22 protein-coding genes are annotated in these 23,622 nt (G+C 65.1%); 2 read left to right on the plus strand and 20 right to left on the minus strand.

Annotation, left to right across the window (positions count from 1 at the left end; all coding sequences use genetic code 11):
- Position 1: 1 nt before the first annotated feature.
- The 8 genes from mutL to QY049_RS09910 all read right to left on the minus strand — a co-directional run bounded on the left by mutL (position 2) and on the right by QY049_RS09910 (position 10,962).
- Positions 2 to 1,816 carry a DNA mismatch repair endonuclease MutL gene (gene mutL, locus QY049_RS09875; RefSeq protein WP_258763818.1) on the minus strand — a complete coding sequence of 605 codons (1,815 nt, stop codon included), beginning with the start codon at positions 1,814 to 1,816 and terminating at the stop codon, positions 2 to 4.
- Positions 1,817 to 1,921: 105 nt separating this feature from the next.
- Positions 1,922 to 2,338, minus strand: coding sequence for an alternative ribosome rescue aminoacyl-tRNA hydrolase ArfB (gene arfB, locus QY049_RS09880; protein ID WP_258763817.1), 417 nt, complete (start codon positions 2,336 to 2,338; stop codon positions 1,922 to 1,924).
- 117 nt (positions 2,339 to 2,455) lie between these two features.
- Positions 2,456 to 3,829, minus strand: coding sequence for a pitrilysin family protein (locus QY049_RS09885; RefSeq protein WP_258763816.1), 1,374 nt, complete (start codon positions 3,827 to 3,829; stop codon positions 2,456 to 2,458).
- Positions 3,826 to 5,220: a pitrilysin family protein gene (locus tag QY049_RS09890; RefSeq protein ID WP_258763815.1), complete on the minus strand. Its 1,395-nt coding sequence runs from the start codon at positions 5,218 to 5,220 to the stop codon at positions 3,826 to 3,828. Before QY049_RS09890 ends, QY049_RS09885 begins: the two co-directional genes overlap by 4 nt.
- A gap of 193 nt (positions 5,221 to 5,413) precedes the next feature.
- A complete protein-coding gene (locus QY049_RS09895) occupies positions 5,414 to 6,145 on the minus strand; it encodes a hypothetical protein (protein WP_258763814.1) in 732 nt (243 codons plus the stop codon).
- Between the two features lie 125 nt (positions 6,146 to 6,270).
- Positions 6,271 to 6,765: a signal peptidase II gene (lspA, locus tag QY049_RS09900; RefSeq protein WP_258763813.1), complete on the minus strand. Its 495-nt coding sequence runs from the start codon at positions 6,763 to 6,765 to the stop codon at positions 6,271 to 6,273.
- A gap of 10 nt (positions 6,766 to 6,775) precedes the next feature.
- Positions 6,776 to 9,772: an isoleucine--tRNA ligase gene (gene ileS / locus QY049_RS09905; protein ID WP_258763812.1), complete on the minus strand. Its 2,997-nt coding sequence runs from the start codon at positions 9,770 to 9,772 to the stop codon at positions 6,776 to 6,778.
- Between the two features lie 218 nt (positions 9,773 to 9,990).
- Positions 9,991 to 10,962, minus strand: coding sequence for a bifunctional riboflavin kinase/FAD synthetase (locus tag QY049_RS09910; protein WP_258763811.1), 972 nt, complete (start codon positions 10,960 to 10,962; stop codon positions 9,991 to 9,993).
- Positions 10,963 to 11,190: 228 nt separating this feature from the next.
- Between QY049_RS09910 and QY049_RS09915 the strand changes: the two genes are divergently transcribed.
- Positions 11,191 to 11,586, plus strand: coding sequence for a response regulator (locus tag QY049_RS09915; RefSeq protein ID WP_007596883.1), 396 nt, complete (start codon positions 11,191 to 11,193; stop codon positions 11,584 to 11,586).
- A gap of 120 nt (positions 11,587 to 11,706) precedes the next feature.
- On the opposite strand, the gene QY049_RS09920 is transcribed toward QY049_RS09915, so the two are convergent.
- The 9 genes from QY049_RS09920 to uvrC all read right to left on the minus strand — a co-directional run bounded on the left by QY049_RS09920 (position 11,707) and on the right by uvrC (position 20,483).
- Positions 11,707 to 12,561, minus strand: coding sequence for a TIGR01459 family HAD-type hydrolase (locus QY049_RS09920; RefSeq protein ID WP_258763810.1), 855 nt, complete (start codon positions 12,559 to 12,561; stop codon positions 11,707 to 11,709).
- Positions 12,562 to 12,576: 15 nt separating this feature from the next.
- Positions 12,577 to 14,073 (minus strand): EAL domain-containing protein, encoded by a 1,497-nt coding sequence (locus QY049_RS09925; RefSeq protein ID WP_258763809.1) that lies wholly within the window; start codon positions 14,071 to 14,073, stop codon positions 12,577 to 12,579.
- A 153-nt stretch (positions 14,074 to 14,226) separates the two neighbouring features.
- On the minus strand, positions 14,227 to 15,354 hold the full coding sequence (locus tag QY049_RS09930; RefSeq protein ID WP_258763808.1) for a YihY/virulence factor BrkB family protein: 1,128 nt from the start codon (positions 15,352 to 15,354) through the stop codon (positions 14,227 to 14,229).
- Positions 15,354 to 15,941 (minus strand): phage holin family protein, encoded by a 588-nt coding sequence (locus QY049_RS09935; protein ID WP_258763807.1) that lies wholly within the window; start codon positions 15,939 to 15,941, stop codon positions 15,354 to 15,356. The genes QY049_RS09930 and QY049_RS09935 overlap by 1 nt, the downstream gene beginning before the upstream one ends.
- Before the next feature lie 90 nt (positions 15,942 to 16,031).
- Positions 16,032 to 16,991 (minus strand): 50S ribosomal protein L3 N(5)-glutamine methyltransferase, encoded by a 960-nt coding sequence (gene prmB / locus QY049_RS09940; protein ID WP_258763806.1) that lies wholly within the window; start codon positions 16,989 to 16,991, stop codon positions 16,032 to 16,034.
- Positions 16,991 to 17,458: a molybdenum cofactor biosynthesis protein MoaE gene (locus QY049_RS09945; protein WP_258763805.1), complete on the minus strand. Its 468-nt coding sequence runs from the start codon at positions 17,456 to 17,458 to the stop codon at positions 16,991 to 16,993. Before QY049_RS09945 ends, prmB begins: the two co-directional genes overlap by 1 nt.
- A 4-nt stretch (positions 17,459 to 17,462) precedes the next feature.
- Positions 17,463 to 17,714, minus strand: coding sequence for a molybdopterin converting factor subunit 1 (moaD, locus tag QY049_RS09950; RefSeq protein ID WP_194477828.1), 252 nt, complete (start codon positions 17,712 to 17,714; stop codon positions 17,463 to 17,465).
- A complete protein-coding gene (pgsA, locus tag QY049_RS09955) occupies positions 17,711 to 18,328 on the minus strand; it encodes a CDP-diacylglycerol--glycerol-3-phosphate 3-phosphatidyltransferase (protein ID WP_194477827.1) in 618 nt (205 codons plus the stop codon). The genes moaD and pgsA overlap by 4 nt, the downstream gene beginning before the upstream one ends.
- Positions 18,329 to 18,422: 94 nt before the next feature.
- Positions 18,423 to 20,483 (minus strand): excinuclease ABC subunit UvrC, encoded by a 2,061-nt coding sequence (gene uvrC, locus QY049_RS09960; protein ID WP_194477826.1) that lies wholly within the window; start codon positions 20,481 to 20,483, stop codon positions 18,423 to 18,425.
- A 251-nt stretch (positions 20,484 to 20,734) separates the two neighbouring features.
- On the opposite strand from uvrC, the gene QY049_RS09965 reads away from it, so the two are divergent.
- On the plus strand, positions 20,735 to 21,358 hold the full coding sequence (locus QY049_RS09965; RefSeq protein ID WP_194477825.1) for an outer membrane protein: 624 nt from the start codon (positions 20,735 to 20,737) through the stop codon (positions 21,356 to 21,358).
- An 86-nt stretch (positions 21,359 to 21,444) separates the two neighbouring features.
- Here the strand turns inward: QY049_RS09965 and QY049_RS09970 are convergent, their stop codons facing one another.
- The 3 genes from QY049_RS09970 to QY049_RS09980 form a co-directional block, all read right to left on the minus strand.
- Positions 21,445 to 21,660, minus strand: coding sequence for a cold-shock protein (locus tag QY049_RS09970; protein ID WP_027534220.1), 216 nt, complete (start codon positions 21,658 to 21,660; stop codon positions 21,445 to 21,447).
- Positions 21,661 to 21,911: 251 nt separating this feature from the next.
- Complete coding sequence (locus QY049_RS09975) at positions 21,912 to 22,772, minus strand: 23S rRNA (adenine(2030)-N(6))-methyltransferase RlmJ (protein ID WP_194477824.1); 861 nt, start codon at positions 22,770 to 22,772, stop codon at positions 21,912 to 21,914.
- A 91-nt stretch (positions 22,773 to 22,863) separates the two neighbouring features.
- On the minus strand, positions 22,864 to 23,577 hold the full coding sequence (locus QY049_RS09980; RefSeq protein WP_194477823.1) for a ribonuclease T2: 714 nt from the start codon (positions 23,575 to 23,577) through the stop codon (positions 22,864 to 22,866).
- Positions 23,578 to 23,622 lie beyond the last annotated feature (45 nt).

Consider the following 23,622-nt stretch of genomic DNA (forward strand, 5'->3'; position numbering starts at 1 on the left):
TTCATCGCCGCCCGAACAGCTTCTCCACATCGGCGAGCTTCAGCTCGACATAAGTCGGCCGGCCATGATTGCACTGGCCCGAGTTCGGCGTCTCCTCCATCTCGCGGAGCAGGGCGTTCATCTCCTCGGGCCGCAGCCGTCGGCCGGCGCGCACCGAGCCGTGGCAGGCCATGGTGGCGGCGACATGCATCAGCCGGCGTTCCAGCGGCAGCGCCTCGTCCCATTCGGCCATGTGCTCTGAGAGATCGCGCAGCAGGCCGCCGGCGTTGGTCTTGCCCAGCAGCGACGGCGTCTCGCGCACCGCGACGGCGCCAGGGCCGAAGGATTCGATCGCAAGGCCGAACGAGGCCAGCTCTTCGCTGCGCTCGAGCAGCCGTTCCACAGTCGCCTCGTCCATCTCGACGATTTCGGGGATCAAGAGAATCTGCCGCTGCACGCCGTTTGCGGCGAGCGAGGCCTTCAGCCGTTCATAGACGATGCGCTCATGCGCGGCATGCTGGTCGACGATGATCAATCCGTCGCGGGTCTGCGACACGATATAGGTCTCGTGGAGTTGCGTACGTGCCGCGCCGAGCGGGCGATCGACGAGATCGGTCACCGGCTGCGCCTCGAACCTGATGTCCGCGCTCGGCGCGCCGACATCGAACGCAGCCTGCGCGCGCTCGGCGAAGGCGGGCGTGGCCAAGCCCTCGAATGACGGCATCGGCGCGGCCGGAGCGGACGGCGAGATGCGCCAGTCCCAGCCTGCCGGACGCGGCGCCGTGAAGGCGGGCCGGAACGACGACAACGCGCTCTCGCCACCATTGGCGGCGGTGCGGCGGCCCTCGCGTGCGAGACCCTCCTTCAGCCCGTGCACGATCAGCGCGCGCACGAGGCCGGCGTTGCGGAAGCGCACCTCGGTCTTGGCCGGATGCACGTTGGCGTCGACCTCGCGCGGGTCGAGCGTGACGAACAGCGCCAGCACCGGATGGCGGTCGCGCGGCAGGTAGTCGGCATAGGCCCCGCGCACCGCGCCGAGGATCAGCTTGTCGCGCACCGGGCGGCCGTTGACGAAGAGATATTGCCCGAGCGCGTTGGCCTTGGTCAGTGCCGGTGCTGCGGCATAGCCGGAGACGACGACACCCTCGCGCTCGGCATGGACCTCGAAAGCATGGCTGCGGAACTCCGCGCCCAGGATGTCGCCGAGCCGTGTCAGCCGCCCCGCTGCGCCGGGCAACGCCGCGGCCCAGGTCACCGGCGCGCGCTCCTCGCCCGCGAGCGTGAAGGCGATATCAGGCCTTGCCATCGCGAGCCGCCGCACCACCTCGCGGATCGCCTCCGCCTCGGTGCGATCGGTTTTCAGGAACTTCAGCCGCGCCGGCGTCGCGTAGAAGAGATCGTTGACCTCGACACGGGTGCCATGCGCGAGCGCCGCCGGCATGATCTCTGATTTCTCGCCGCCCTCGACGCCGAGCGCCCAGGCATGCGGCTCGCTCGCATGCCGCGTGGTGATGGACAGACGTGCCACCGAGCCGATCGAGGGCAGCGCCTCACCGCGGAACCCGAGCGTGCGGATCTGGAGCAAATCTTCGTCGTCGAGCTTGGAGGTGGCGTGGCGCTCGACCGCGAGCGCAAGGTCCTTTGCGGTCATCCCGCTGCCGTCATCGGTGATGCCGATCCGCCGCCGCCCGCCGCCATCGGTGAAGACGTCGATCCGGCTCGCGCCGGCATCGATCGCGTTCTCGACGAGTTCCTTGACCACGCTCGCCGGCCGCTCGACCACCTCGCCGGCGGCGATGCGGTTGACGACTTGCTCTGGCAATTGGCGGACGGGCATGGCGCGACTCGAAGGGCGTTCGGGCGCTCAATTTAGTCCCGCCCGCGCACAATTGCATGAGGCAAGTCCTGGATGCCCACATGCCGGTTGCTCCGGAACGGCTTCTCAGTCGTCGAAGCGACCGCCGCGGCCGGCCTTGACGTCGCTGCGGCGCTTCTTGCCGTCGAGCCGGCGTTGCTTGGAAGCGAAGGTCGGACGTGTCGCGCGGCGCGGTGTCGGCCGGATCATCGCCTCAGTCAGGATCTCGACGAGCCGGTCGATGGCGTCCTGCCGGTTGCGCTCCTGGGTGCGGAAGCGCTGGGCATGGATCACGATGACGCCGTCCTTGGTCATGCGCTGGCCGGCGACGCGGGCGAGACGTATCGCCGCATCTTCCGGGATGATCAGCTTGCGCGTGTCGAAGCGCAATTGCGCCGAGGTCGAGACCTTGTTGACGTTCTGCCCGCCCGGGCCGGAGGCGCGGACGAAGCCGATCTCGATGTCGTCCTCGTCGATGACGAGATCGCGGGATATCCGCAGCATGATGGCACCATTCGTGATGTCACGACATATCGCGGAACATCCATATTCGGCAATGGTAGATGGTGGAAACGAAGATGGCCGGGACAAGCCCGGCCATCCCAGGAAATTTAGCCCGCGTCAGTTCGACTTGGTCGGCGGTGCCGCAGCCGGCTGCGCGGCAGCCTGCGGGGCGCGGCCGACGATGACGGTCAGGAGGCCCTGGCCCCACAGCCGCTTGGCCGCGGCTTTCGCGTCGTCCAGCGTCACCGCGTCGACGATGGCGTTGCGCTTCTCGATATAGTCGATCGGCAGCTTGTCCTGTTGGTATTGCAGCAGCGCCTGTGCGAGCTTCGAGGAGGTGTCGAGCGCCAGCATCTGCGAGCCCTTGAGATAGGACTTGGCTTCGTCGAGCTCCTTCTGGCTCGGGCCCTCGTCGGCCATGCGGCGCACTTCCTTCTCGATGGCATCCATGGTGTCGCCGGCACGGTCGGCACGGGTGCCGGTGTTGCCGATGAAGATCCCCGAATGCTCCATCCAGAGCAACGATTCGAACACCGAATAAGCCAGCCCGCGCTTCTCGCGGACTTCGTGATAAAGCCGCGAGGACAGGCCGCCGCCGCCGAGGATGTGGTTGACGACATAAGCCGCCATGAAGTTGGGATCGTTGCGCATCACGCCGGGACCGCCGAAGGTGATCACGGTTTGCGGCACGTCGAGCGGCACGAAGGCTCGCTGCGGCGGCTTGGCAGCCTCGACGTCGGGGACCGGCACCAGGGTGGCTTTGGCAGGCAAGCTGCCAAAGGTGTGATCGAGCAGCTTGCCCAGGGTCGTCGGGTCGACGTCGCCGACGACTGCGACCTTCAGCGTGTCCTTGGCGAGGATGCGGCCGACATAGTCCTTCATATCGGCGATCGTGATGGTCGGCACGCTCTCCAGCGAGCCGTTGGTCTGCCGTCCGTAGGGATGATCGCCGAAGGTCATCTCCAGGAATTTACGGCTCGCGAGCGACGTCGGATTCGTGGTTTCGCGGCGCAGGCCCGAGATGACCTGCGAACGGATGCGTTCGACGTCGACCGTGTCGAAATGCGGCGAGGTCAGTGCGGAGCGCAGCAGGTCGAAGGCCTCGTCCTTGTTGTCGCGCAGCATGCGCAGGCTGCCGCGGAAGGTGTCGCGGGTGGCGCTGAAGGAGAGCTCGATGGCACGGCGGTCGAGCCGCTCGTGGAATGTCTTCGAATCGAGGTCGCCCGAGCCCTCGTCGAGGAGGTCGCTGACCAGATTGGCGACGCCCGGTTTGCCCTTGGGGTCCTGCGCCGAGCCGCCGGCAAAGGAATATTCCATGGCGATCAGCGGCACGGTCGCGTCCTGGACGAACCAGGCCTCGATGCCGCCGGGCGAGACCAGTCGCTGGATTTTTGCCGCCGCCTGCGACGGCGAGACCGAGGCAAATGCGATGGCCGCACCGGTGGCGAGGGACAGTGCGAAATGGCGTGCGCGAAGGAAAGGATGGGTCACGAACGCTTCTCCTCGCGCTTGGCGGCGGTGGTGGTGTCCTTGATCAGATAGCCGGTCACCGAGCGCTTCTTCTCGAGCCATCTCTGCGCGGCGGCGCGAACCTGCTCGGCTGTGACGGCGCGGATGCGGTCGGGCCAGCTTCGTATATCCTCGATCGACAGACCCGTGCTCAGTGCACCGCCATACCAGCGTGCCAGCACGGCCTGATTGTCCTGGGCGTAGATCGCTTCCGCAATCAGCTGGGTCTTGACCCGTTCGAGATCCTCGGCGCGGATCGGGTTCTGCGCGATGTCGGCGATGACGCCGTCGATCACCTGCTCGACCTCTGCGAAGCCGACGCCCGACTTCGGCGAGGCCGAGATCGCGAATTGGGTCGGGTCGAGCGAGATGCTGGAATAGCTGGCGCTGGCGGAGACCGCGAGCGGCTTGTCGACCACGAGTGCGCGGTAGAGATAGGAGTTGCTGCCGCTGCCCATCAATTGCGCAAGCACGTCGAGCGCGGCGCTCTCGCCAGCCGCGGCCGTCGTCGCCGATGGCACGAGGTAATAGCGGCGAACGCTCGGCTGCTCGACGCGCGGGTCAGCCAACGTCACCGTGCGCGGCGCCGCCGGGGCCGGCTCCTGCGGACGAACGCGGCGCGCGGGGATCGCCGGCTGGGCCGGGATCGGGCCGAAATTGCGTTCGACCAGAGGGCGCACGTCGGCGGCCTCGACGTCGCCGGCGATCACCAGGATCGCGTTGTTCGGGGCGTAGAAGCGGCGGTAGAAGGCGAGCGCATCCTCGCGATCGAGCTTCTCGATCTCCTGGTGCCAACCGATCACAGGCCGGCCATAGGGATGGTTGAGGTAGAGCGCGGCCATGATCTGCTCGTTGAGCCGAGCGTCCGGATTGTTGGCGACGCGCATGTTGTACTCTTCGAGCACGACGTCACGCTCTGGCAGCACGTTCTCGTCCTTGAGGACCAGGCCCGTCATGCGATCGGCCTCGAACTCCATCATGGTCGGGAGCTGCTCTTTCGGTACCCGCTGGTAGTAGTTGGTGTAGTCGACCGAGGTCGAGGCGTTCTCGTTGCCGCCGACGCGGAGCACGGTCTGGGAGAATTCGCCGACAGGATGCTTCGAGGTACCCTTGAACATCAGATGTTCGAGGAAGTGCGCAAGTCCCGATTTGCCCGGCGTCTCGTCGGCCGACCCGACCTTGTACCAGATCATCTCCGTGACCACGGGCGTTCGGTGGTCCGGGATCACCACGACCTGAAGGCCGTTGCTGAGCGTGAAGCTGGCGGGCGGTGCGGAAGTGACCGTCGTCTGGGCGAATGCGCTGCCGACGTCGAGGGCGGATGTTGAGAGCAGCGCGGCGAAGAGAAAGGCAATCGATCGGTGTGGCGACATCACGATCCTTGTGAAGGCCCGGACCCTGATGTCCGGGCGTGAAAGCACGGCATGCTATACCGCGCGGCGTTGACCTTCGGGTCACGAAGCAGAGAACGCCGTCGCGTTGTACTTAAAAATAGGTCATATGCCGCATCCGGCCTACACCGGATGATTGCGGCCGGGCCGCGCCTGCGTGCGACCGACAAGGAGCTTATTGCTCCTTCTCCTTGCCGGACCGAACGTCGAAATAGGTCCGGCGCGTCTTATCGTCTCCGGAGCCATAGGCATAGTTCGGCGAAGGCGTCTGGTATCCCGGCGGCGGCTCGACCAGCGATTGGCGCGGCGGCTCGCTGGTGAATTGCTTGGACTCGCTCTTGTTGCTCGAGAGCAGGTTCCAAAGACCGCCGGTGTAACCGAGTTCGGCCGGGCTCATCGTCGGGTGGTTGATGTTGCTGCCCGGCTGGACCGGATCATTGCTGGTCCTTTCGGCGGGGGCCGTCTTGTGGGCGTTCAATTCGGCTGGCGACAGTGGCTGGGCATTTTTCAAGTACTCCGCTGCCTTGCTGCTGGCGGTCGCCTTCTTCCGCGCGGCAATGGCTTCCTTGCGGCGCTTCTCGTCCGGATCCTTCGGCCAGTTCGGTGCGTTCTGGGCGTCAGAGCTGGGCGGCGGCAAATCGAGCTTGGGCGGCACCACCAGCGGCGACCGCTCGCGGTACTCGATGCCCTTGCTATCCATGCCTTTTGCACCGATGCCGGACATCAGGTTGTCGATGAGCTTCTCTTCGAAGGTCCTGTCGTCGTCATCATCGTCGTCACCGGCGCGGACCGGACCTGACGACAGGACGAGACCGATGCCCAGCGCGACGGCCGACAATTTCAGCGCCAGCCAAAGTCCCCGCCGGGAGTCTCGACCGATCGAACCGCTGGTCTCGAAGCTGCGCATACCTGTACCTGTTCCATATTGTGGCAGTCTTGATTGTGCCAGTCCTGACCGTGCCAGTCTTGCCGCGTCTCGCGCGACCACGCCTCGCCAAGCAAGGTTCCGCCGCCGGTCCGTATCGGCCGGGATCAGGGCGCTTTTGCGGCGGGTACCCCCAGGAAGGAATCATACAATAGGGCCGCCACCCCAGCAACGATGCCCGCATCCGCCAGATTAAAGACGTACCAATTATAGGTATTTCCGCCGATTTCGACGTGGAACAGCGCGAAATCGACCACCGCGCCATAGGCCAGGCGGTCGATGCCGTTGCCGATGGCGCCGCCGATGATCAGCCCCAGCGCCACGGTGGCGAGCCGGGTCTGCGACCTCGCCATCCAGATCGCGAGCGCGATCACCGCCGCGACCTTCACCGCCATCAGCGCGAGCTGCGCGGCCTGGCCGTCGTTCTGGAGCCAGCCGAAGCTGATCCCGATATTCCAGGCCAGCACCAGGTCGAAGAACGGCGTCACCTTCACCACGCCCTTGCGGGCGAGGCCGAACCCGTTCAGCAGCCACAACTTGGAGGCTTGGTCAGCCACGAGCGTGACGACGGCCGAAAGGATACCGGCGCGGAGCGGGGTCATGGCAGGCCGATCAGACGCTCACGCCCAACGCCCTCCATTCGCGCAGCGCTTTCGCGTCGCGCGGGGTGACGTCGGGGTATTCGGTGTCTTCGCCGACCGTCGGCGAGATCTTCCACGAGCGGGCGCATTTGGTGCCGACAGCCTTCTCCACCACGACCGCGACACCGGGTACGGCATCGAGGCGGAATGCGGAGGCCGGCGCCTCGCCCTCGCGCACCTCGTAGTTCGAGGTGATGCAGACCTCGGCGAGATCGGTGTCGAACAGCGTCGCCAGCATGTCGCGGTCGGCGACATAGATCACCGGCGAGGCCTCCAGCGAGGAGCCGATGTTCTTGGCCGCGCGTTCGAGCTCCAGCGCGCCGGTGACGACGCGGCGAACGTCACGGATCGTCTCCCATTTCGCGGCGAGCCTGTCGTCGCGGAGCTTTTCGAGATCTTCCATGAACAGCGTCAGATGCACCGACGGTTCGGCATCCGGCCGGTACATCCGCCAGGCCTCTTCCGCGGTGAAGCTCAGGACCGGTGCCAGCCATTTCAGGATCGCATTGCACAGCAGGTCGATCGTGGTCAGCGCCGCCTTGCGCGCCGGCGAGGACGGCGGATCGCAATAGAGCGTGTCCTTGCGGATGTCAAAGTAGAACGCCGAGAGTTCGCTGTTCATGAAGGCGGACAGCGTTGCCACCACGCTCTTGAAGTCGAACGTCTCATAGGCCTTGCGGACCAGCTCGGCGCGGAGCGCGAGCTCGTGCAGCATCAGCCGCTCGAGCTCGGGCATCTCGGCCGGCGCGACCGCCTCAGCCGGCTTGTAATGATGCAGTGTGCCGAGCATCCAGCGCACGGTGTTGCGCAGCTTGCGATAGGTCTCGACCGTGTTCTTCAGGATCTCGGGCCCGATGCGCTGGTCGTCGGTGTAGTCGCAGGACGCGACCCAGAGCCTCAGGATGTCGGCGCCGGATTCCTTGATCACGGCCTGCGGCTCGATGGTGTTGCCGAGCGACTTCGACATCTTGCGGCCGTCCTCAGCCTGGGTGAAGCCATGCGTCAGCACGACATCGTAGGGCGCGCGGCCGCGCGTGCCGCAGCTCTCCAGCAGCGAGGAGTGGAACCAGCCGCGGTGCTGGTCCGAGCCTTCGAGATACATCACGGTGTCGGTGCCGCCGTCGACCTTGCGCTTGATGCCGGCAAGGCCGGGGAATTGCACGGGGTCTTCGAGCACGAAGGCGTGGGTCGAGCCGGAATCGAACCAGACGTCGAGAATGTCGTCGACCTTCTGCCAATCCTCGTTCATACGCGGTCCGAGGAAGCGCTCGCGCGCGCCCGTCGCGTACCAGGCGTCGGCGCCCTCCTTTTCGAAGGCATCGCCGATGCGGGTGTTGACCGCCTCGTCCTGTAGGATCTCGGCCGAGCCGTCGCCCTTCTCGCGCACGAACACGGCGATCGGCACGCCCCAGGCGCGCTGGCGCGAGATCACCCAGTCGGGGCGGGCCTCGATCATGCCGTTGATGCGGTTCTCGCCTGATGGCGGCACCCATTGCGTCACCGAGATCGCGTGCAGCGCGCGGGCGCGCAGCGTGTCGCCGGACTTGGTCTTGCCGTCGTTCGCAATGTCCTTGTCCATCGCGATGAACCATTGCGGCGTGTTGCGGAAGATCACCGGCTTCTTCGAGCGCCAGGAATGCGGATATTGGTGCTTGAGGCGGCCGCGCGCCAGCAGCTTGCCGCCCTCGATCAGCGCCTTGATCACGGCCTCGTTGGCGTCGCCCTTCTCGCCCTTGTCGTTGATGACGCGCTTGCCAGTGAAGCCCGGCGCCTGGTCGGTATAGGCGCCATTCTCGTCGACGGTGTAGGGAATCGAGCTGTTGATGCCGCGGGAATCGAGCTCCCGCGTGTTTGCCATCCAGACGTCGAAGTCCTCACGGCCATGGCTCGGCGCAGTGTGCACGAATCCGGTGCCGGTGTCATCGGTGACATGGTCGCCGGAGAGCAGCGGCACCGTGAATTCGTAGCCGCCGCCCAGTCCCTTGAGCGGATGGGCGCATTCGATCGCGTCCATGGTGTCGCCGGGGATGTCGCGGACCTTCTCGTAAGCGGTCACGCGCGCCTGCTTGAAGACTTCTGCGGCGAGCGCGTCGGCCAGGATCAGGAGATCGCCGGTCTTGGCCCAATTGTCCGCGGGCGCGTCAGTCACCTTGTAGAGGCCATAGGCGATCTTCGGCGAGAACGAGATGGCGCGGTTGCCGGGCAGCGTCCAGGGCGTGGTGGTCCAGATCACGACGCTTGCCGAGGCGAGTGCGCCGTGCGCGGGCGAGGTCACCGGGAATTTCACCCAGACCATGTCGGAGGTGTAGTCCTCGTACTCGACCTCGGCCTCGGCGAGCGCGGTCTTCTCGACCACGCTCCACATCACGGGCTTCGAGCCGCGATAGAGCGTGCCGTTGGCAGCGAACTTCATCAGCTCGCGCGCGATCTGGGCTTCGGCCGGATAGTTCATGGTGGCGTAGGGATGAGCCCAGTCGCCGATCACGCCGAGGCGCTTGAACTCCTCGCGCTGCACGTTGAGCCAGTGCGTGGCGTAGGCGCGGCACTCCCTGCGGAAATCGATCATCGCGGCGCTGTCGCGGAAGTCGGGCTTCTGCTTGCCCTTCTTGCGATAGTTCTCCTCCTCGACCTTCCATTCGATCGGCAGCCCGTGGCAGTCCCAGCCGGGCACGTAGTTGGAATCGAAGCCGAGCATCTGCTGGCTCTTGGTGACGAGATCCTTGAGGATCTTGTTCAGCGCCGTGCCGATATGGATGTTGCCGTTGGCGTAGGGCGGGCCGTCATGCAGCACGAACTTGTCGCGGCCGCGGGCCGCCTCCCGCAGTTTCTCGTAGAGGCCGATCTCGTACCAGCGCTTGAGGATCTCCGGCTCGCGCTGCGGCAGGCCGGCGCGCATCGGGAATTCGGTCTGCGGCAGGAACAGGGTCTTCGAATAGTCTTTGTCGGACTTTTGCGGCTTTTCGGACATGAGGCTGACTGGCTCGGAATGGCGCGGGAACGGATGGCGATGCGGAATCGCGGGGGTGAAACGACAAAATCCCGGTCTTGCGCCGAGCCTTCAGGCTCAGGCGGAAGCCGGGCCGCTAATCCCTATGATGCGCCGCGCAAACATGGGCTCTCCATAGCAGGGGGCCAAGAGAAGCGCAAAAGGGAAGCGCAAAGGTCCGGCGGGCTGGTTTGGGGCCATCAATCGGCCGTTCCGAGCCGCGGAAACGCATCCGGGGCGGCCGCCAGCATGGCGCGGGCACGCGCGGAATCGTCGTCCATCTGGCGGATCAGGGCGTCGATATCGCTGAATTTCAGCTCCTCGCGGATGAAGCCGACAAAGGCGCAGTCCAGCGTCTGGCCGTAAAGGTCGCCCTTGAAGTCGAACAGGAAGATTTCGAGGAGCGGCGCGCCATTATCGAAGGTCGGGCGGCGGCCGAAGCTTGCCACCCCGTTCAGCCGCGCGGTGCCGCGGCCGATCCGCACGGCGTAGATGCCGTGCTTCAGGCCGCAATTGGCGTCGAGCCGGATATTGGCGGTGGGGTAGCCGAGGTCGCGGCCGCGCTTCTCGCCATGGATGACCTCGCCGGTGATGAACCAAGGCGCACCCAGCATGGTCGTGGCCTCGTCGATGAGCCCCTCGGCGAGCGCGATCCGGATGGCGCTGGAAGAGACCGGCCGTTCGTCGATATCGACATGCGGCTGCACGTCGACCTCGATGCCGAGGCGGGGGGCCTCGTTGACGAGGAGGCTTGGCGAGCCGACGCGTCCCTTGCCGAAATGGAAGTCGTAACCGACCGCAATCCCGCTGACCCCGAGGCGCCCGATCAGGTCATGGTAAATGAAATCTTGCGCGCTGGTCCCGGCCCTGGCCTTGTCGAAGGTCATGACCACGGCGCCGGCAAGCCCGGTCCCGGCCAGCAGCCGCAGCTTAGCCCGCTCGTCCGTCAGGCGGAATTGCGGGGTGTTGGGGCTGAAAAACCGGCGTGGATGCGGCTCGAAGGTCAGCGCCAGCGCGGGGCGGCCATGCGCCCGGCCCATCTCCAGGGCCGCGGCAATGACGGCCCGGTGACCGAGATGGACCCCGTCGAAATTGCCCATGGCGACTACCGCCCCCTTCAGGATCGCAGAGTCCGGCGTGGTATCGCGGATAACGGTAAATTGCGGGGCCATCAGGGGAATTCTCGAGCCGGCGGAACCGGCCGGGACCGTGGCTTGACCCGGCCAACGAAGTCAAGCGGGAGGGGCGGCTGCATTGACCGCGATTCCGCTTCTTCGCGGCCGGGCCCAGTTAACGCGCTGTTTAACGCCTTGGTGCTAGTGCTTGAAACGTGGAACTGCGGGTCCCGGCCTGGCAGATCCGTTCTTAAATATTCCTGGGTATGCGTTGGGGGAGTCGAGATGGCGGTTGATTTGTCGATGTCGGTTCTGGTGGTTGATGACTACAGCACCATGATCCGGATCATCAGGAATCTGCTGAAGCAGCTTGGCTTCGAGAATATCGATGACGCCAGCGACGGTTCGGCAGCCCTGAACAAGATGCGCGGCAAGAAATACGGGCTCGTGATTTCCGACTGGAACATGGAGCCGATGACGGGCTACGACCTGCTGCGCGAAGTGCGCGCGGATCCGAACCTCGCCACCACGCCCTTCATCATGATCACGGCGGAATCGAAGACCGAGAACGTGATCGCGGCCAAGAAGGCCGGCGTGAACAATTACATCGTCAAGCCGTTCAACGCGGCGACGCTGAAGACCAAGATCGAGGCGGTCTTCCCGGACATGGCGAGCGCGTAAGCGCGCTGCAAAGCGATCGGCTGAATTTGGAAAGTCCGGGCGCTCGTCCCGGGCTTTCTGCGTTTGGTACCTCGTTCCGGGTTCGGTGCTACGCACCGCCCCGGAATGCCGGTCAGAAAATCACCACTTCAATTCGCGCATCAGCGCCTTCGGCGGGTGACCGAACAATTCCATCACTGACTTGGGATCGAGCTGGTCGAGGCCCTCGAATTCCTCGGCGTGGATGCCGCGGGTGACGAACAGGCAGTCGATGCCGAATTCGCGCGCGCCGGTAAGGTCGGTGCGGACGGAATCGCCGATCGCCAGCACCTTTTTCCGGTCGATCGGGTGGCCCTGGCGTTCGCCGGCGAGCGCCATCGCCCGCTCGTAGATCGGCCGGTGCGGCTTGCCGTAGAAGATCACCTCGCCGCCGAGCTCGCGATAGAGCTCGGCGATCGCGCCGGCGCAATAGATCAGCCGGTCGCCGCGCTCGACCACGATGTCGGGGTTGGCGCAGACCAGCGTGAGCTTGCGCTCGCGCGCCTTCAGCATCATGCCGCGATAGTCTTCCGCGGTCTCGGTCTCGTCGTCGTAGAGACCGGTGCAGACGATGTAATCCGCTTCTTCCAGCGGCGCGGTCTTCGCGTCGAGGCCACGATAGATCGAATTGTCGCGCTCGGGGCCGAGCCAGAACATCCTGCGGCCGGGATGCTCAGCGACGTAGAGCCGCGTCAGATCGCCCGAAGAGACGATCGCGTCGTAGGTTTCGTCGGCGACGCCGAGCTTGCGCAATTGCCGCTGCACGGAATCGGCCGGACGCGGCGCATTCGTGATCAGGATCACCGTACCGCCGTGGCTGCGATAGGCGTGCAGCGCCTCGCAGGCTTCGGGGAAGGATTCCAGGCCGTTATGGACCACGCCCCAGATGTCGCTGAGCACGACCTCGACCCCGCCCACGAGCTCGCGCAGGCTTTGTGCGAAATGCAGCGTGGTCATGATGCGCGCGGCCGATCAGATGCGGCGCGCGAGCGCCGCGTTGCCAGTGACGCGCTGTGACGGGGCGGCAGGTGTCCCAGCTGATGTTGTTGCGCTTGGGCTTGATGTACCGGAACCATTGGATCCCTGAATGTCTTGCGCCTGGTTCGGCGAGGCCCCGCCGGTAGCAGATGCCCCTTCGGGCCGCAATGGCCGGGGCGGCGCGAACAGAAAGCCCTGGCCGAACCGCACGTCGTAGTCGAGCAGGTCGACCACCGCGCGTTCGCCCTCGATCCGCTCGGCGATCAGGTCGATGCCGAAGCGGCCGAGCAGATCGGACAGGTCGGAGGGGTGAATGTCCGAGGCCGAGGCCTGCTTCGGGTCGAGCAGAAGTGATGCCGGAACCTTGATGAAGCGCACACCGCGGTCGGCGAGCTCGCGCGGCTCGATCCGCAAGTCGGTGACATGGTCGATCGAGAAGCGGAAGCCGCGCTGGGCGAGCGCTGCGAGATTTTCGGTTTCGGCCGGACCGAGCGCGCGGAAGGTCGATTGCTTGAACTCCAGCACCAGCGACGGCGCCAGCGCCCGGTTGGCCTCGAGGAAGTCGAGGCATTGCGCGAAAGTGGTGGAATTGCCGAGCGTCGAGGCCGCGACGTTGCAGAATACGCCGACATCCTTGTTGCGCACCATCAGCCGGCGCAACACCTGGACACAGCGCAGCAACACCATGTTGTCGATGCGGCCGATCAGCCCCGAGGCCTCGGCGATGCTGATGAACTCTTCCGCGGCAATCAGCTGGTCGCGCTCGTCGCGAACCCGGGTCACCGCTTCGTAGAAGCGGACCTTGCGCTGCGGCAGCGTCACCATCGGCTGGAGGAAGATGTCGATGCGGTTCTCGTCGATGGCGTTGCGCAGCGTCGCCAGGATCTGGGTCTGGTTGCGGCCGTTGACAGCCGGGACGGCATTGGCGGTCTGGGCCTGGACGACAGGCGGCGTTGGCCGTGGCGGAGGCGCGGAAAGCGGCGGAGGCGTGGTGGGCCGCTCCTCGAAGGGCGCAATCAGGTCGACCGGAGCTTCCGGCTCCGTCCTGGCGACTGCAGCGGGGGCGGGTGCCGATGCCGGCGCGCTGCCGGCCAACAGATCCTCATGGGTAGACACGGTGGCGGCGAGCTGCCTGACCAGTCCGCCGAGCTCGTTGATCTCGCCGACCACCGACTGAACGCGATCGGAATTGGCTGAGTTGGACGAGGCGACGCGGCCCTCCATCGCTGCCAGCCGGCGCCCGAACTCGGCCACTTGGCGGGCGAGGTCGGCGGTGCCGCGCGAAAGGTCGGCGATCTGGCCACCGACATCGCTGCGGTCACGCAGCCGCATCGAGACGGCGTTGTAGAGGATCAGGAAGGTCAGCGCGGTCAGCGCCACGATCGCGGATTCGGTTCCGCTGATGCCGGCGACCGAGTAGAGCACGAGCCCGAGCGAGGCCGCGACCAGAACCATGCAGATGGCGATGAAGATCGTCGAAATGCGAATCATGCCGCGCGTTACGCCTCAAGAGCTGACTGCCTCACCCGGGAAAACACGGGTCGCAATTCGCACCCGTCGCGCCTCATGCTCCCCAAGCATGCATGACCTTAACATCATTGTTGATTCGAGGGGATAGCGGCGCGCAGGCTGGCGTGGAGATCGTCAGGACGGCGCGGCGGCGCCGACCGTGTCGGCCGAGACCGCCTCGCGGCTGCCGAGCGGCTCGGGCCGTCCGGTGGTCGTATCGTGCAGGGTTTGCCGTTCGATCTCCGAGTTCAGCTCGGCGCCGAACATGATGACGATTGCGGACATCCACATCCACGTCATCAAGCCGATCGCAGCGCCGAGCGAGCCGTAGGTGGCGTTGTAATTGGCGAAGGCCGACAGATACCAGGACAGCAGCGCGGAGCCTGCGATCCAGAGCAGGGCGGCCATCACCGCACCGATGCTCAGCCATTGCCAGCGCGGCGCGTCGCGGCTGGGAGCGAAGCGGTAGAGGATCGCGAGCGCTGCCAGCAGGATGACGAGCAGCAGCGGCCAGCGCGCCAGCGCGACGATCAGCTTGCTCTCGGGCGCGATGCCGAGATGATCGAGCGCGAGCGGGAAGGCAACGACGGCCGCCACCATCAGCAACAGCGCGACGATGCCACCGACCGTGAACGACAGGGAGATCAGGTTCAGCTTGATGAAGCCGCGCTTCTCGCGCTCCTCATAGGCGACGTTGAGGGCGTCGAAGATCGACTTGACCCCGGCATTGGCGCTCCAAACCGCAAGCGCGAGGCCGAACAGGAAGGTGGCGCCCAACGCGCCGTTGCCTTTCGACACCACGCGCGCGACCTGGTCTTCGACGATCTCAAACGTGCCCGCGGGCAGCATCATCGCAAGCGTCTGGAGATTGTCGCTGATGGTCGATGGATCGGCAAACAGTCCGTAGGACGAGACGAGTGCGGTGACGGCGGGAAAGATCGCGAGCAGTCCGAAGAACACCACGCCGCCGGCGGTCGCGAGCAGGCGATCGTCGTCGATGCGCTGATAGGTTCGCCAGAGAATATCCTTCCAGCCAGCCCAGGGGATATTGAGCGGGCTCTTCGAGCCGCGGCCACGGCCGGGCTGCATTGCGGCGCCTGCCGGACTGGTCTCGGGCGAGTGTCCTTCGCTGTTGCGGCGGTTCTGCAACGAGCCTGCAGGGAAGCCGGTTTCCTGAAAATAGCGTTCCGCGGTCAGCACGAAGACGGCTGTGGCGGCAACCAGCAGCCATGAGTCGAGCTGCCCGGTCCGCTGCGCCGGCATCATGCATCCTGACTGCGGGCGGGGCGCCGCCGGCGCGCCGCGGTGAAGCCGGCCAGGGTGAGGGCCGCGAGCATCAGGCCAAGCTGAACCGGCCGGTTGGTGCGCGTTGTTGCGGTGGTGTTACCATGAGCGCGTTCGCCTGGCGCGAGCGGAACCAGCGGAATCGTCGTCGCCACTTCTTTCACCGCCTGCTTGACCGTTCCGCGCGGGATCCGCGGCGTGGCGATCGCCACGCGCATCCGGCTGGCGAGAGGCACGATCGGTTTGGTCCGGCGGTTCATTTGCGCCATCGCTACCCCGGCGCAGATTGCGGCCAACACCAGCAGCACCGCTGCGACGGCACCAAGGCCCCAGAATTGCCCGTAGGTGATGGCAACCCAGCGATAAAGCGCGATCAGACCGACAAAGAAGGCCGCGATCAGGAACAGCCCGGCCACAGCGAACAATCCCGCCGCGACCGCATAGGACGTGACCCGTCCCGTGGTCTGGCTGGTCCGGTCACGCAGGTAAGACTGCGCTGCGCGCTTGAGATGATTGAGCTTCAGCGCCACGCCGGCGCGCAGCAATTCGCCCGATGGCGCGAGCATGCGGACATCCTCCGAGAGCGAGAAAATCGTCGGGGGATGAACGTGGCGGAATTTGACTTGTTCCGCCGATACGCCGTTTGCCGGGACGGATCAGCCGAGATCGGCGGCCGAAATCCAGAACACCTCGCCCTCGGAGTCTTCGGTATCGAGCCAGAGCAGGGGCAGTTCCGGAAAGGCCTCGTCGACCAGCTCGCGGCCGCGGCCGATCTCGCAGATCAGGCCGCCGTCCGGCGTCAAATGATCGGGCGCATCGCGCAGAATGCGCCTGACCACGTCGAGCCCGTCGACACCGCCGTCGAAGGCGAGCTTCGGCTCGGCCCGGCATTCCGGCGGCAGCGCCGCCATGCCTTCGGCGTCGACATAGGGCGGGTTGGTGATGATCAGATCGTATTTTCTATCGTCGAGCGGGGCGAACAGATCGCCGCGATGCAGCGTGATCCGCTCATCCAGCCCATGTTCGCCGACATTGCGGGCGGCAACTTCGAGTGCGCCCTTGGAGATGTCGACGGCATCGACCACAGCGTTCGGGAAGTGATACGCGGCGAGGATCGCGAGGCATCCCGATCCCGTACAGAGATCGAGCACGCGCTCCACGGCCGTGGGATCGTCGATCAGCGAGCCCACTTCGCCATCGCCGCCGAAATGCGAATCCAGGAGCTCGCCGATGAAGGAGCGCGGAACGATGACGCGTTCGTCGACATAGAACGGCAGGCCGCGCATGTAGACCTTGTTGACGAGATAGGCGGCCGGTTTGCGCGTGGTAACGCGTCGATGGATGAGATCGAGGATGGTCTTGCCTTCCGCAATCGTGACGCGGGCGTGGGCAAAGCCTTCGAACTGGTCGGGATTGAGGTGCAAGGCCTCGCAGACGATGAAGGCTGCCTCCGCGACCGGATCGGTCGTGCCATGGGCAAAAGCGAGCTTTGCTTCGACGAAGCGGCTCACCGCATAGCGGACGAAATCGAGCAGCGTGAGAAGCTCGCCGCGCTCTACCTTCGCGAGCTTCGGCGCGGCGCGGCCGCGCGTGGTCTTTTTCGAAACTCTTGCCATCAGGATTTGGTCCAGCGTGCGGCGGCCTCGTCGTCACGGGCGTGGGCCTCGACCCAGCCGGTGCCGGTGGCGCTCTCTTCCTTTTTCCAGAACGGGGCGCTGGTCTTGAGATAATCCATCAGGAACTCGGCGGCCTCGAACGCCGCCCGGCGGTGTTGTGACGCCGTGAGCACCAGCACGATGTTCTGGCCGGGCATGAACCGCCCGACGCGATGAATGACGCTGACGCCGTTCAGCGGCCAGCGCGACATGGCTTCGTCGACATGGCGCTTGATCTCTTCTTCCGCCATCCCAGGGTAGTGCTCGAGCGTGAGGGCGGCGATATCGGAGCTGTCCTCGTCGGCGCGGCAAATGCCGGAGAAGCTGACGACCGCGCCGATATCGGTGCGACTTTTCGTCAGGACCGCGATCTCGCGCGCGATGTCGAAATCGTCTTCCTGGATGCGGATGGCGACGGGGCAGTTCATGTGCCTAGCCGCCGGTCATCGGCGGGAAGAAGGCGATCTCGCGGGCGCCGGCGATCATGGCGTCGGCCTTGACGTGGGCGTGGTCGATCGCGGTACGGATCACCTTCGGCTTCTCGAACGCATAAGCATAAGCCTCGCTTTGGCCCGATAGCCAGGCGATCAGTTCCTCGACGGTGCGTACCGTCGCCGGCGGCTCGATGGTCTCCTCGGCCTTGCCGACGCGCTCGCGCACCCAGGCGAAATACTTCACCTTCATCCCTCATCCTCCTTGATGAGGTGGTGGATGCCGGCGCGGAAATAGTCGTAGCCGGTGTACATGGTCAGGATCGCCGAGGCCCACAGCAGGACGAGGCCGATCAGCGAGACGATGGGCACCACCTCGTCACCGGCGGGACCTGCGAGCAGGAAGCCGATGGCGACGAGTTGCACTGTTGTCTTCCACTTGGCGAGCTTGGTCACGGGCACGCTGACGCGGAGCGCCGCGAGGTATTCGCGCAGGCCTGAGACCAGGATCTCGCGGCACAGGATCACGATGGCAGCCCAAAGCGACCAGCCATGGATGATGCCGTCGGCGGCCAGCATGAGGAGGCACGAGGCGACCAGCAGCTTGTCGGCGATCGGGTCGAGCATCCGGCCGAACGCCGATTGCTGATTCCAGATCCGCGCGTAATAGCCGTCGAGATAGTCCGTGACCGCCGCACCAATGAAGATCGCCACCGCGAGCCAGCGCAGCCACAGCGGGTAGTCCATGATCGACTGCGCATAGATGCATCCGACCACGACCGGGATCGCGGCGATCCGGCCATAGGTCAGGATGTTCGGGAGGGACATCGCGCGGCTGGTCGTCCCTCGTGTCGTGGCGATGTTCATCCGTCCTACCAATACCGCTCAAGTCTGAAGGTCAACCGTCCCTCTCCAAATGGAGTACAGGATGCGACGACCATATGACTACAGCCCCTTTAGTTCACCCCGGTTGGGGATGGAAATAGTCGAATATCCTGCGGGCGCTCTCGGCGCTCACCCCAGGAACCTTGCCGAGATCGGCGATCGAGGCCCGCTCGATCTCCTTCAGGGTTCCGAAATGATGCAGCAAGGCACGTTTGCGTGACGGGCCGATGCCGGGAATCTCCTGCAAACCGGCCTCGCGGATGTCCTTCTTGCGCAGCTTGCGGTGCGAGCCGATGACGAACCGATGTGCCTCGTCCCGCAGGCGCTGGATGAAGTAGAGCACGGGGTCGCGCGGCTCCAGCTTGATCGCCTCCCGCTCGGGCATGAACAGGGTCTCGCGGCCGGCATCCCGATCCGGACCCTTGGCGACCGACATCAGCGATACCTGGGTCAGGCCGAGATTGGCAAAGATCTCCCTGACGGCATTGAGCTGGCCGCGGCCGCCGTCGATGATCACGAGGTCGGGCCATTGCGGAAAATCGTCGTCCTTGGCTTTGGCCGCGCCCTCTTCGGGCGGGTTGATCAGGCGCTTGAACCGGCGCTCCAGCACCTCGCGCATCATGGCGAAGTCGTCGCCCGGCGTGATCCCTTCCGACTTGATGTTGAACTTGCGGTACTGGTTTTTGACAAAGCCATCCGGGCCGGCGACGATCATGGCACCGACCGCATTGGTGCCCTGGATGTGGCTGTTGTCGTAGACCTCGATACGCTTGGGCGGATGCGGCAGGCTCAACGTCGTGGCCATGGCGTCGAGCAGGCGGCTCTGGGTTGCGGTGTCCGCGAGCTTGCGGCCGAGCGCCTCGCGCGCGTTGGTCAGCGCGTGGGTGACGAGCTCCTTCTTCTCGCCGCGCTTGGGCGCTGTCACCTCGACCTTGTGGCCGGCCTTGATCGACAGCGCGTTGGCGAGAAGCTCCATCTCCTCGATCTCGTGCGAGAGCAAAATGGTCTTCGGCGGTGGCTTGTCGTCGTAGAACTGGGCGAGGAAGGAGCCCAGCACTTCCTCCGGCGTAAACGTCTTCTCAGCACGCGGGAAATAAGCGCGATTGCCCCAGTTCTGGCCGGTGCGGAAGAAGAACACCTCGACGCAGGAGAAGCCGCCTTCCTGGTGGATGGCGAACACGTCGGCTTCTTCCACGGTGCGCGGATTGATGCCCTGCTGCGACTGGATCGCCGACAGCGCGGCGAGGCGGTCGCGATAAAGCGCCGCGCTCTCGAATTCTAGGTCGCCGGAGGCCTTCTCCATCTCGCCGGCGAGTTCCTGCTTCACCGCCTGGCTCTTGCCGGAGAGGAAATCGGTGGCTTCCCGCACGAGCGTCGTATAGCCGGGAAAATCGATCTCGCGGGTGCAGGGGCCGGCGCAGCGGCGGATCTGGTAGAGCAGGCAGGGCCGGGTGCGGCTCTCGAAGAAGGAGTCCGTGCAGGAGCGGATCAGAAACGCGCGCTGAAGTGCGGTGATGGTGCGGTTGACCGCTCCGGCGGAGGCGAACGGGCCGAAATAGCGGCCGGGCCGGGTCTGCGCGCCGCGATGCTTGAGGATCTGCGGCGCCCAATGGTCGCCGGTGATGAGGATGTACGGAAACGACTTGTCGTCGCGCAGCTGCACGTTGAAGCGCGGCCGCAGCTGCTTGATCAGGTTCGCTTCCAGCAGCAGCGCCTCGGTTTCCGTCGTGGTCGAGACGATCTCCACGGTCACCGTGGCTGCGATCATGCGCAGGATGCGCGCCGGCAGCGGCGCGCTCTGGCGCGCATAGTTCGACAGGCGCTTTTTGACGTTCTTGGCCTTGCCGACATAGAGCACGTCGGCGTTCGCACTGAGCATGCGATAGACGCCGGGCGAGGTCGGCGCGAGACGCACTGCGCGCTCGATCGCCTCGTGGCCGGTCGCCAGCGGCTCCTCGCCGATTGCGCCGCTCTCTTCCAGAATGTCAGGCAGCCGCGCATCCTCCTCGTCATCGCCGCCGGAGGCGGGATCGAGGTCGGGCGGTGTCAGCCCCTCGGGCGGGGCATCGGCCGTCGCGGCTTGCGGCGGTTTGCGCGCGCGCGCATCGTCCGGGGTGTCGGAGGAATCGTGAACCATGGTGCGAATTTAGGCGCTGGGGGGACTGATTTGAAGTTCCGGCCATGCCGCACGCACAGAATGGCGGCGCAGTTCCCGGTAACGCTTGCTTAAGCCTGTTAACAGCGCGGTAACCCGTCTTAACAGGCCTTTAACTTAAAACTCTCGATAAATCCTACGCGAAAAAGTGGTGGTTCCGTAACCATGCGATTTGGCCTGGCGCGGCGGCGCGGGCATCGCACCCGGTGACGGCAGTTGCGTTGGAGTGTGTGATGAAGAGGCTCGTTGTGGGCGCAGCTGCGTTGGTTGCAGCCGGCTGGACGGCTTCGGCAGAGGCCGCCGATCTGAATTACGGGCAGCGTGCGCCCTATACCGTCAATCAGCCGCTCAATGCCTATAGCTGGGCCGGACCGTATCTCGGCGGCAATCTCGGCTACGAGTGGGGCTCGGTGAGCAACACGGGCGTGAAGCCGTCCGGCTTTGTCGGGGGCGTACAGGCCGGCTACAATTTCCAGAACGGTCCGTGGGTGTTCGGTGTCGAGGGCGATATCCAGGCCGCTGGCGCCGACGATACGTTCGCGCCGTGGAAGTTCTCCAACCCCTGGTTCGGCACGCTGCGCGGGCGAGCCGGCTATGCCTTCAGCAACATCCTGGTCTATGGCACCGCCGGCCTCGCCTTCGGCGAGCTGCGCGGACAGACATTCGGTTGGACGGAGTCGCATACCAGCGCGGGCTGGACCGCCGGTGTTGGCGCAGAAGTCGGTTTCGCGCCGAACTGGAGCGCCAAGCTCGAATATCTCTACGTCGATCTGTCGTCGAGCCAGTTCGCCATTACAGGCGTGTCAAACGGCTATAGCGCCAGCGTGGTGCGCGCAGGCGTGAACTATCACTTCTGATAGCCAAATAAGAAAATACCGGACAACAGCCTCCCGGCCGCTCGCGGCCGGGACTTTTTTTGCACCAGGTTTTCGGGTCGGGTCCGCTACGAAAGGATCACTAAATTGACCGCCTTCGGCCCCTTCCCCTTCTTGTCCGGTTCGACTTCGAATGTGATACGCTGTCCTTCGGCAAGATCCTTCAGTCCCGCCCGCTCAACAGCGGTGATGTGAACGAAGACATCGCGACCGCCGTCGTCCGGCTTGATAAAGCCGTAGCCGCGCTCGCCGTTGAAGAACTTAACCGTTCCCGTATTGGCCATCGGGAAACTCCCCCTCATTGCTCCTCCGTCGCAACGCAGACGCGCGTCGCGACATGACCGGGCGTTACGAAGCCCGGGAGAGCTGGCCATCCTTGGGCAGACCCAACGGTCCGTCCGGATCTTTCTAGGCCTTCACTCCGCCGCAACCATTCGCGGAAGCGGAACGTAAAGCCAGTCACGGAAACAGCATAATACGGTTCTTTGCAGATTGACTACCGCTACTGCATATTTTTCCCAAGAATGGCGGCGGCTTAGGGCTTCGGTACCTCCAAACGGAATCTGGCAGCGCCGCCTTGGCCGAGCGGCATTTCGAGCTCAGGCAGGATCGTCTTGAGCTCGCTCTGCAGCGTGTATGGCGGATTGACGATCAACAGCCCGGCCGAGGTGAGGGCTCCGCCGTCGGTCTGCGGCGCGACGCTGAATTCGAGACGCAGGCATTTTCCCTGGGGCTTTGCTGCGGCTGCGAGCCGGGCCACGAGTTGGGCCAGCGTCTCGGTGGCACGGCGGCTTTTGGCGGGATACCAGATTACATAGATACCGGTCGGCCATTTGGCGAAGGCGGTGGAGAAGGCCTCGCCCAGCCGTTCGAACTCGTCCTTCACCTCGAACGGCGGGTCGATCAGCACGAGGCCGCGCCGCTCCTTTGGCGGCACGAACGCGGGCAGCGCCATCCAGCCGTCGAGATCGACGACGCGCGCCTGTTCGTCGCGCCGCAGCACGTCGATCAGTGCCTTGCGCGCCTTCGGCTCGAGCTCGCAGGCGACCAGCCGGTCCTGCGGTCGCATCAGGCCACGCGCGATCAGTGGCGAGCCCGGGTAGACCTTGAGCTCACCCTTCGGGTTGAAGGCGCGGACGATGTCCATGTACGGCTTGGTCAGGGCAACGCTCTCGTTGGAGAGGCGCGCCTGCATCAGCCGCGCGATCCCCGTCAGCCACTCGCCGCCGCGGCGTGCTTCGTCGCTGTCGAGATCATAGAGGCCGGCACCCGCATGGGTGTCGATGACGCGGAAGGCGGCCGGCTTGTCCTGCAAGTAAGTGAGGATGCGAGCCAGCACGATGTGCTTGATGACATCGGCGAAGTTGCCGGCGTGAAAGGCGTGGCGGTAGTTCATGGCGGCAGAGTTACGACATCACGCGATGAAAGTAACTCCCGTCATTCCGGGCTCACGCTCCGCTTGTCCCGGAATGATGGTGTTGATCCGACTATCCACCCCTGATCGGCGGCATCGTCACCTGGTCGCGGCGGCAGGCGCGGCGTTCGATCTCCTCGCAGGCGCGGAATTGCAGGTCCTTGCTGAGGCAGATGCGAACCTCGGACAGCCGGGTCCGGTTGCAGGTGACCGAGACGGCTGCGTCGCTCAGGCCGGGATTGGCCTTGATGAAGGCTTCTTCCACCTCGCTAGGCGCCACGGTCTTGGCCTGCGACAGGTCGAGATATTCAGCCGGAATCTTGATCACGGCGCGCGCCTTGCGGATCGTCTCGAAATAGTTGCGGCCGTCGAGCCCGGAGCAGGTGCCGTGCTTGTCCCACTCGTTGAAGATCAGGCCCGGCGCCGGCATCAAATCGAGCATCGAGGAGACGATGTTGCGGTTCAGTCGCGGCGAAGGTCGCTGGCAATATTCCGGAAAGCCGTTCTCGTATTGCGGCCACAGCCCGTGCACCACGAAGGAATAAGGCCGTCCCTCGCACTGTATGTTTGGGCGTCCGCCGCCACGGCCGCGCTCGGCCGCCTCCTCGCAGAAGGATGGCGACCAGGACAGCGACAGCACATAGAAGTCGAATTCGCCGGGTGCGTTCTGCCGCTTGTCCTGGGCCCTCGCACCGCCCGCCAGCGAGACCAGTCCGGCGGCAAGAATCAGGGGGAGTGTCAGTGAGATCACGAGACGCGGGAACGATTGCAATCTAAAATGAAACATGGCGACACCCTCAACCAGACTGTGCAATCAGCCTAGCAGCCATCC

This window comes from Bradyrhizobium sp. WYCCWR 13022 (genome assembly GCF_030435535.1).
Lineage (GTDB): Bacteria > Pseudomonadota > Alphaproteobacteria > Rhizobiales > Xanthobacteraceae > Bradyrhizobium.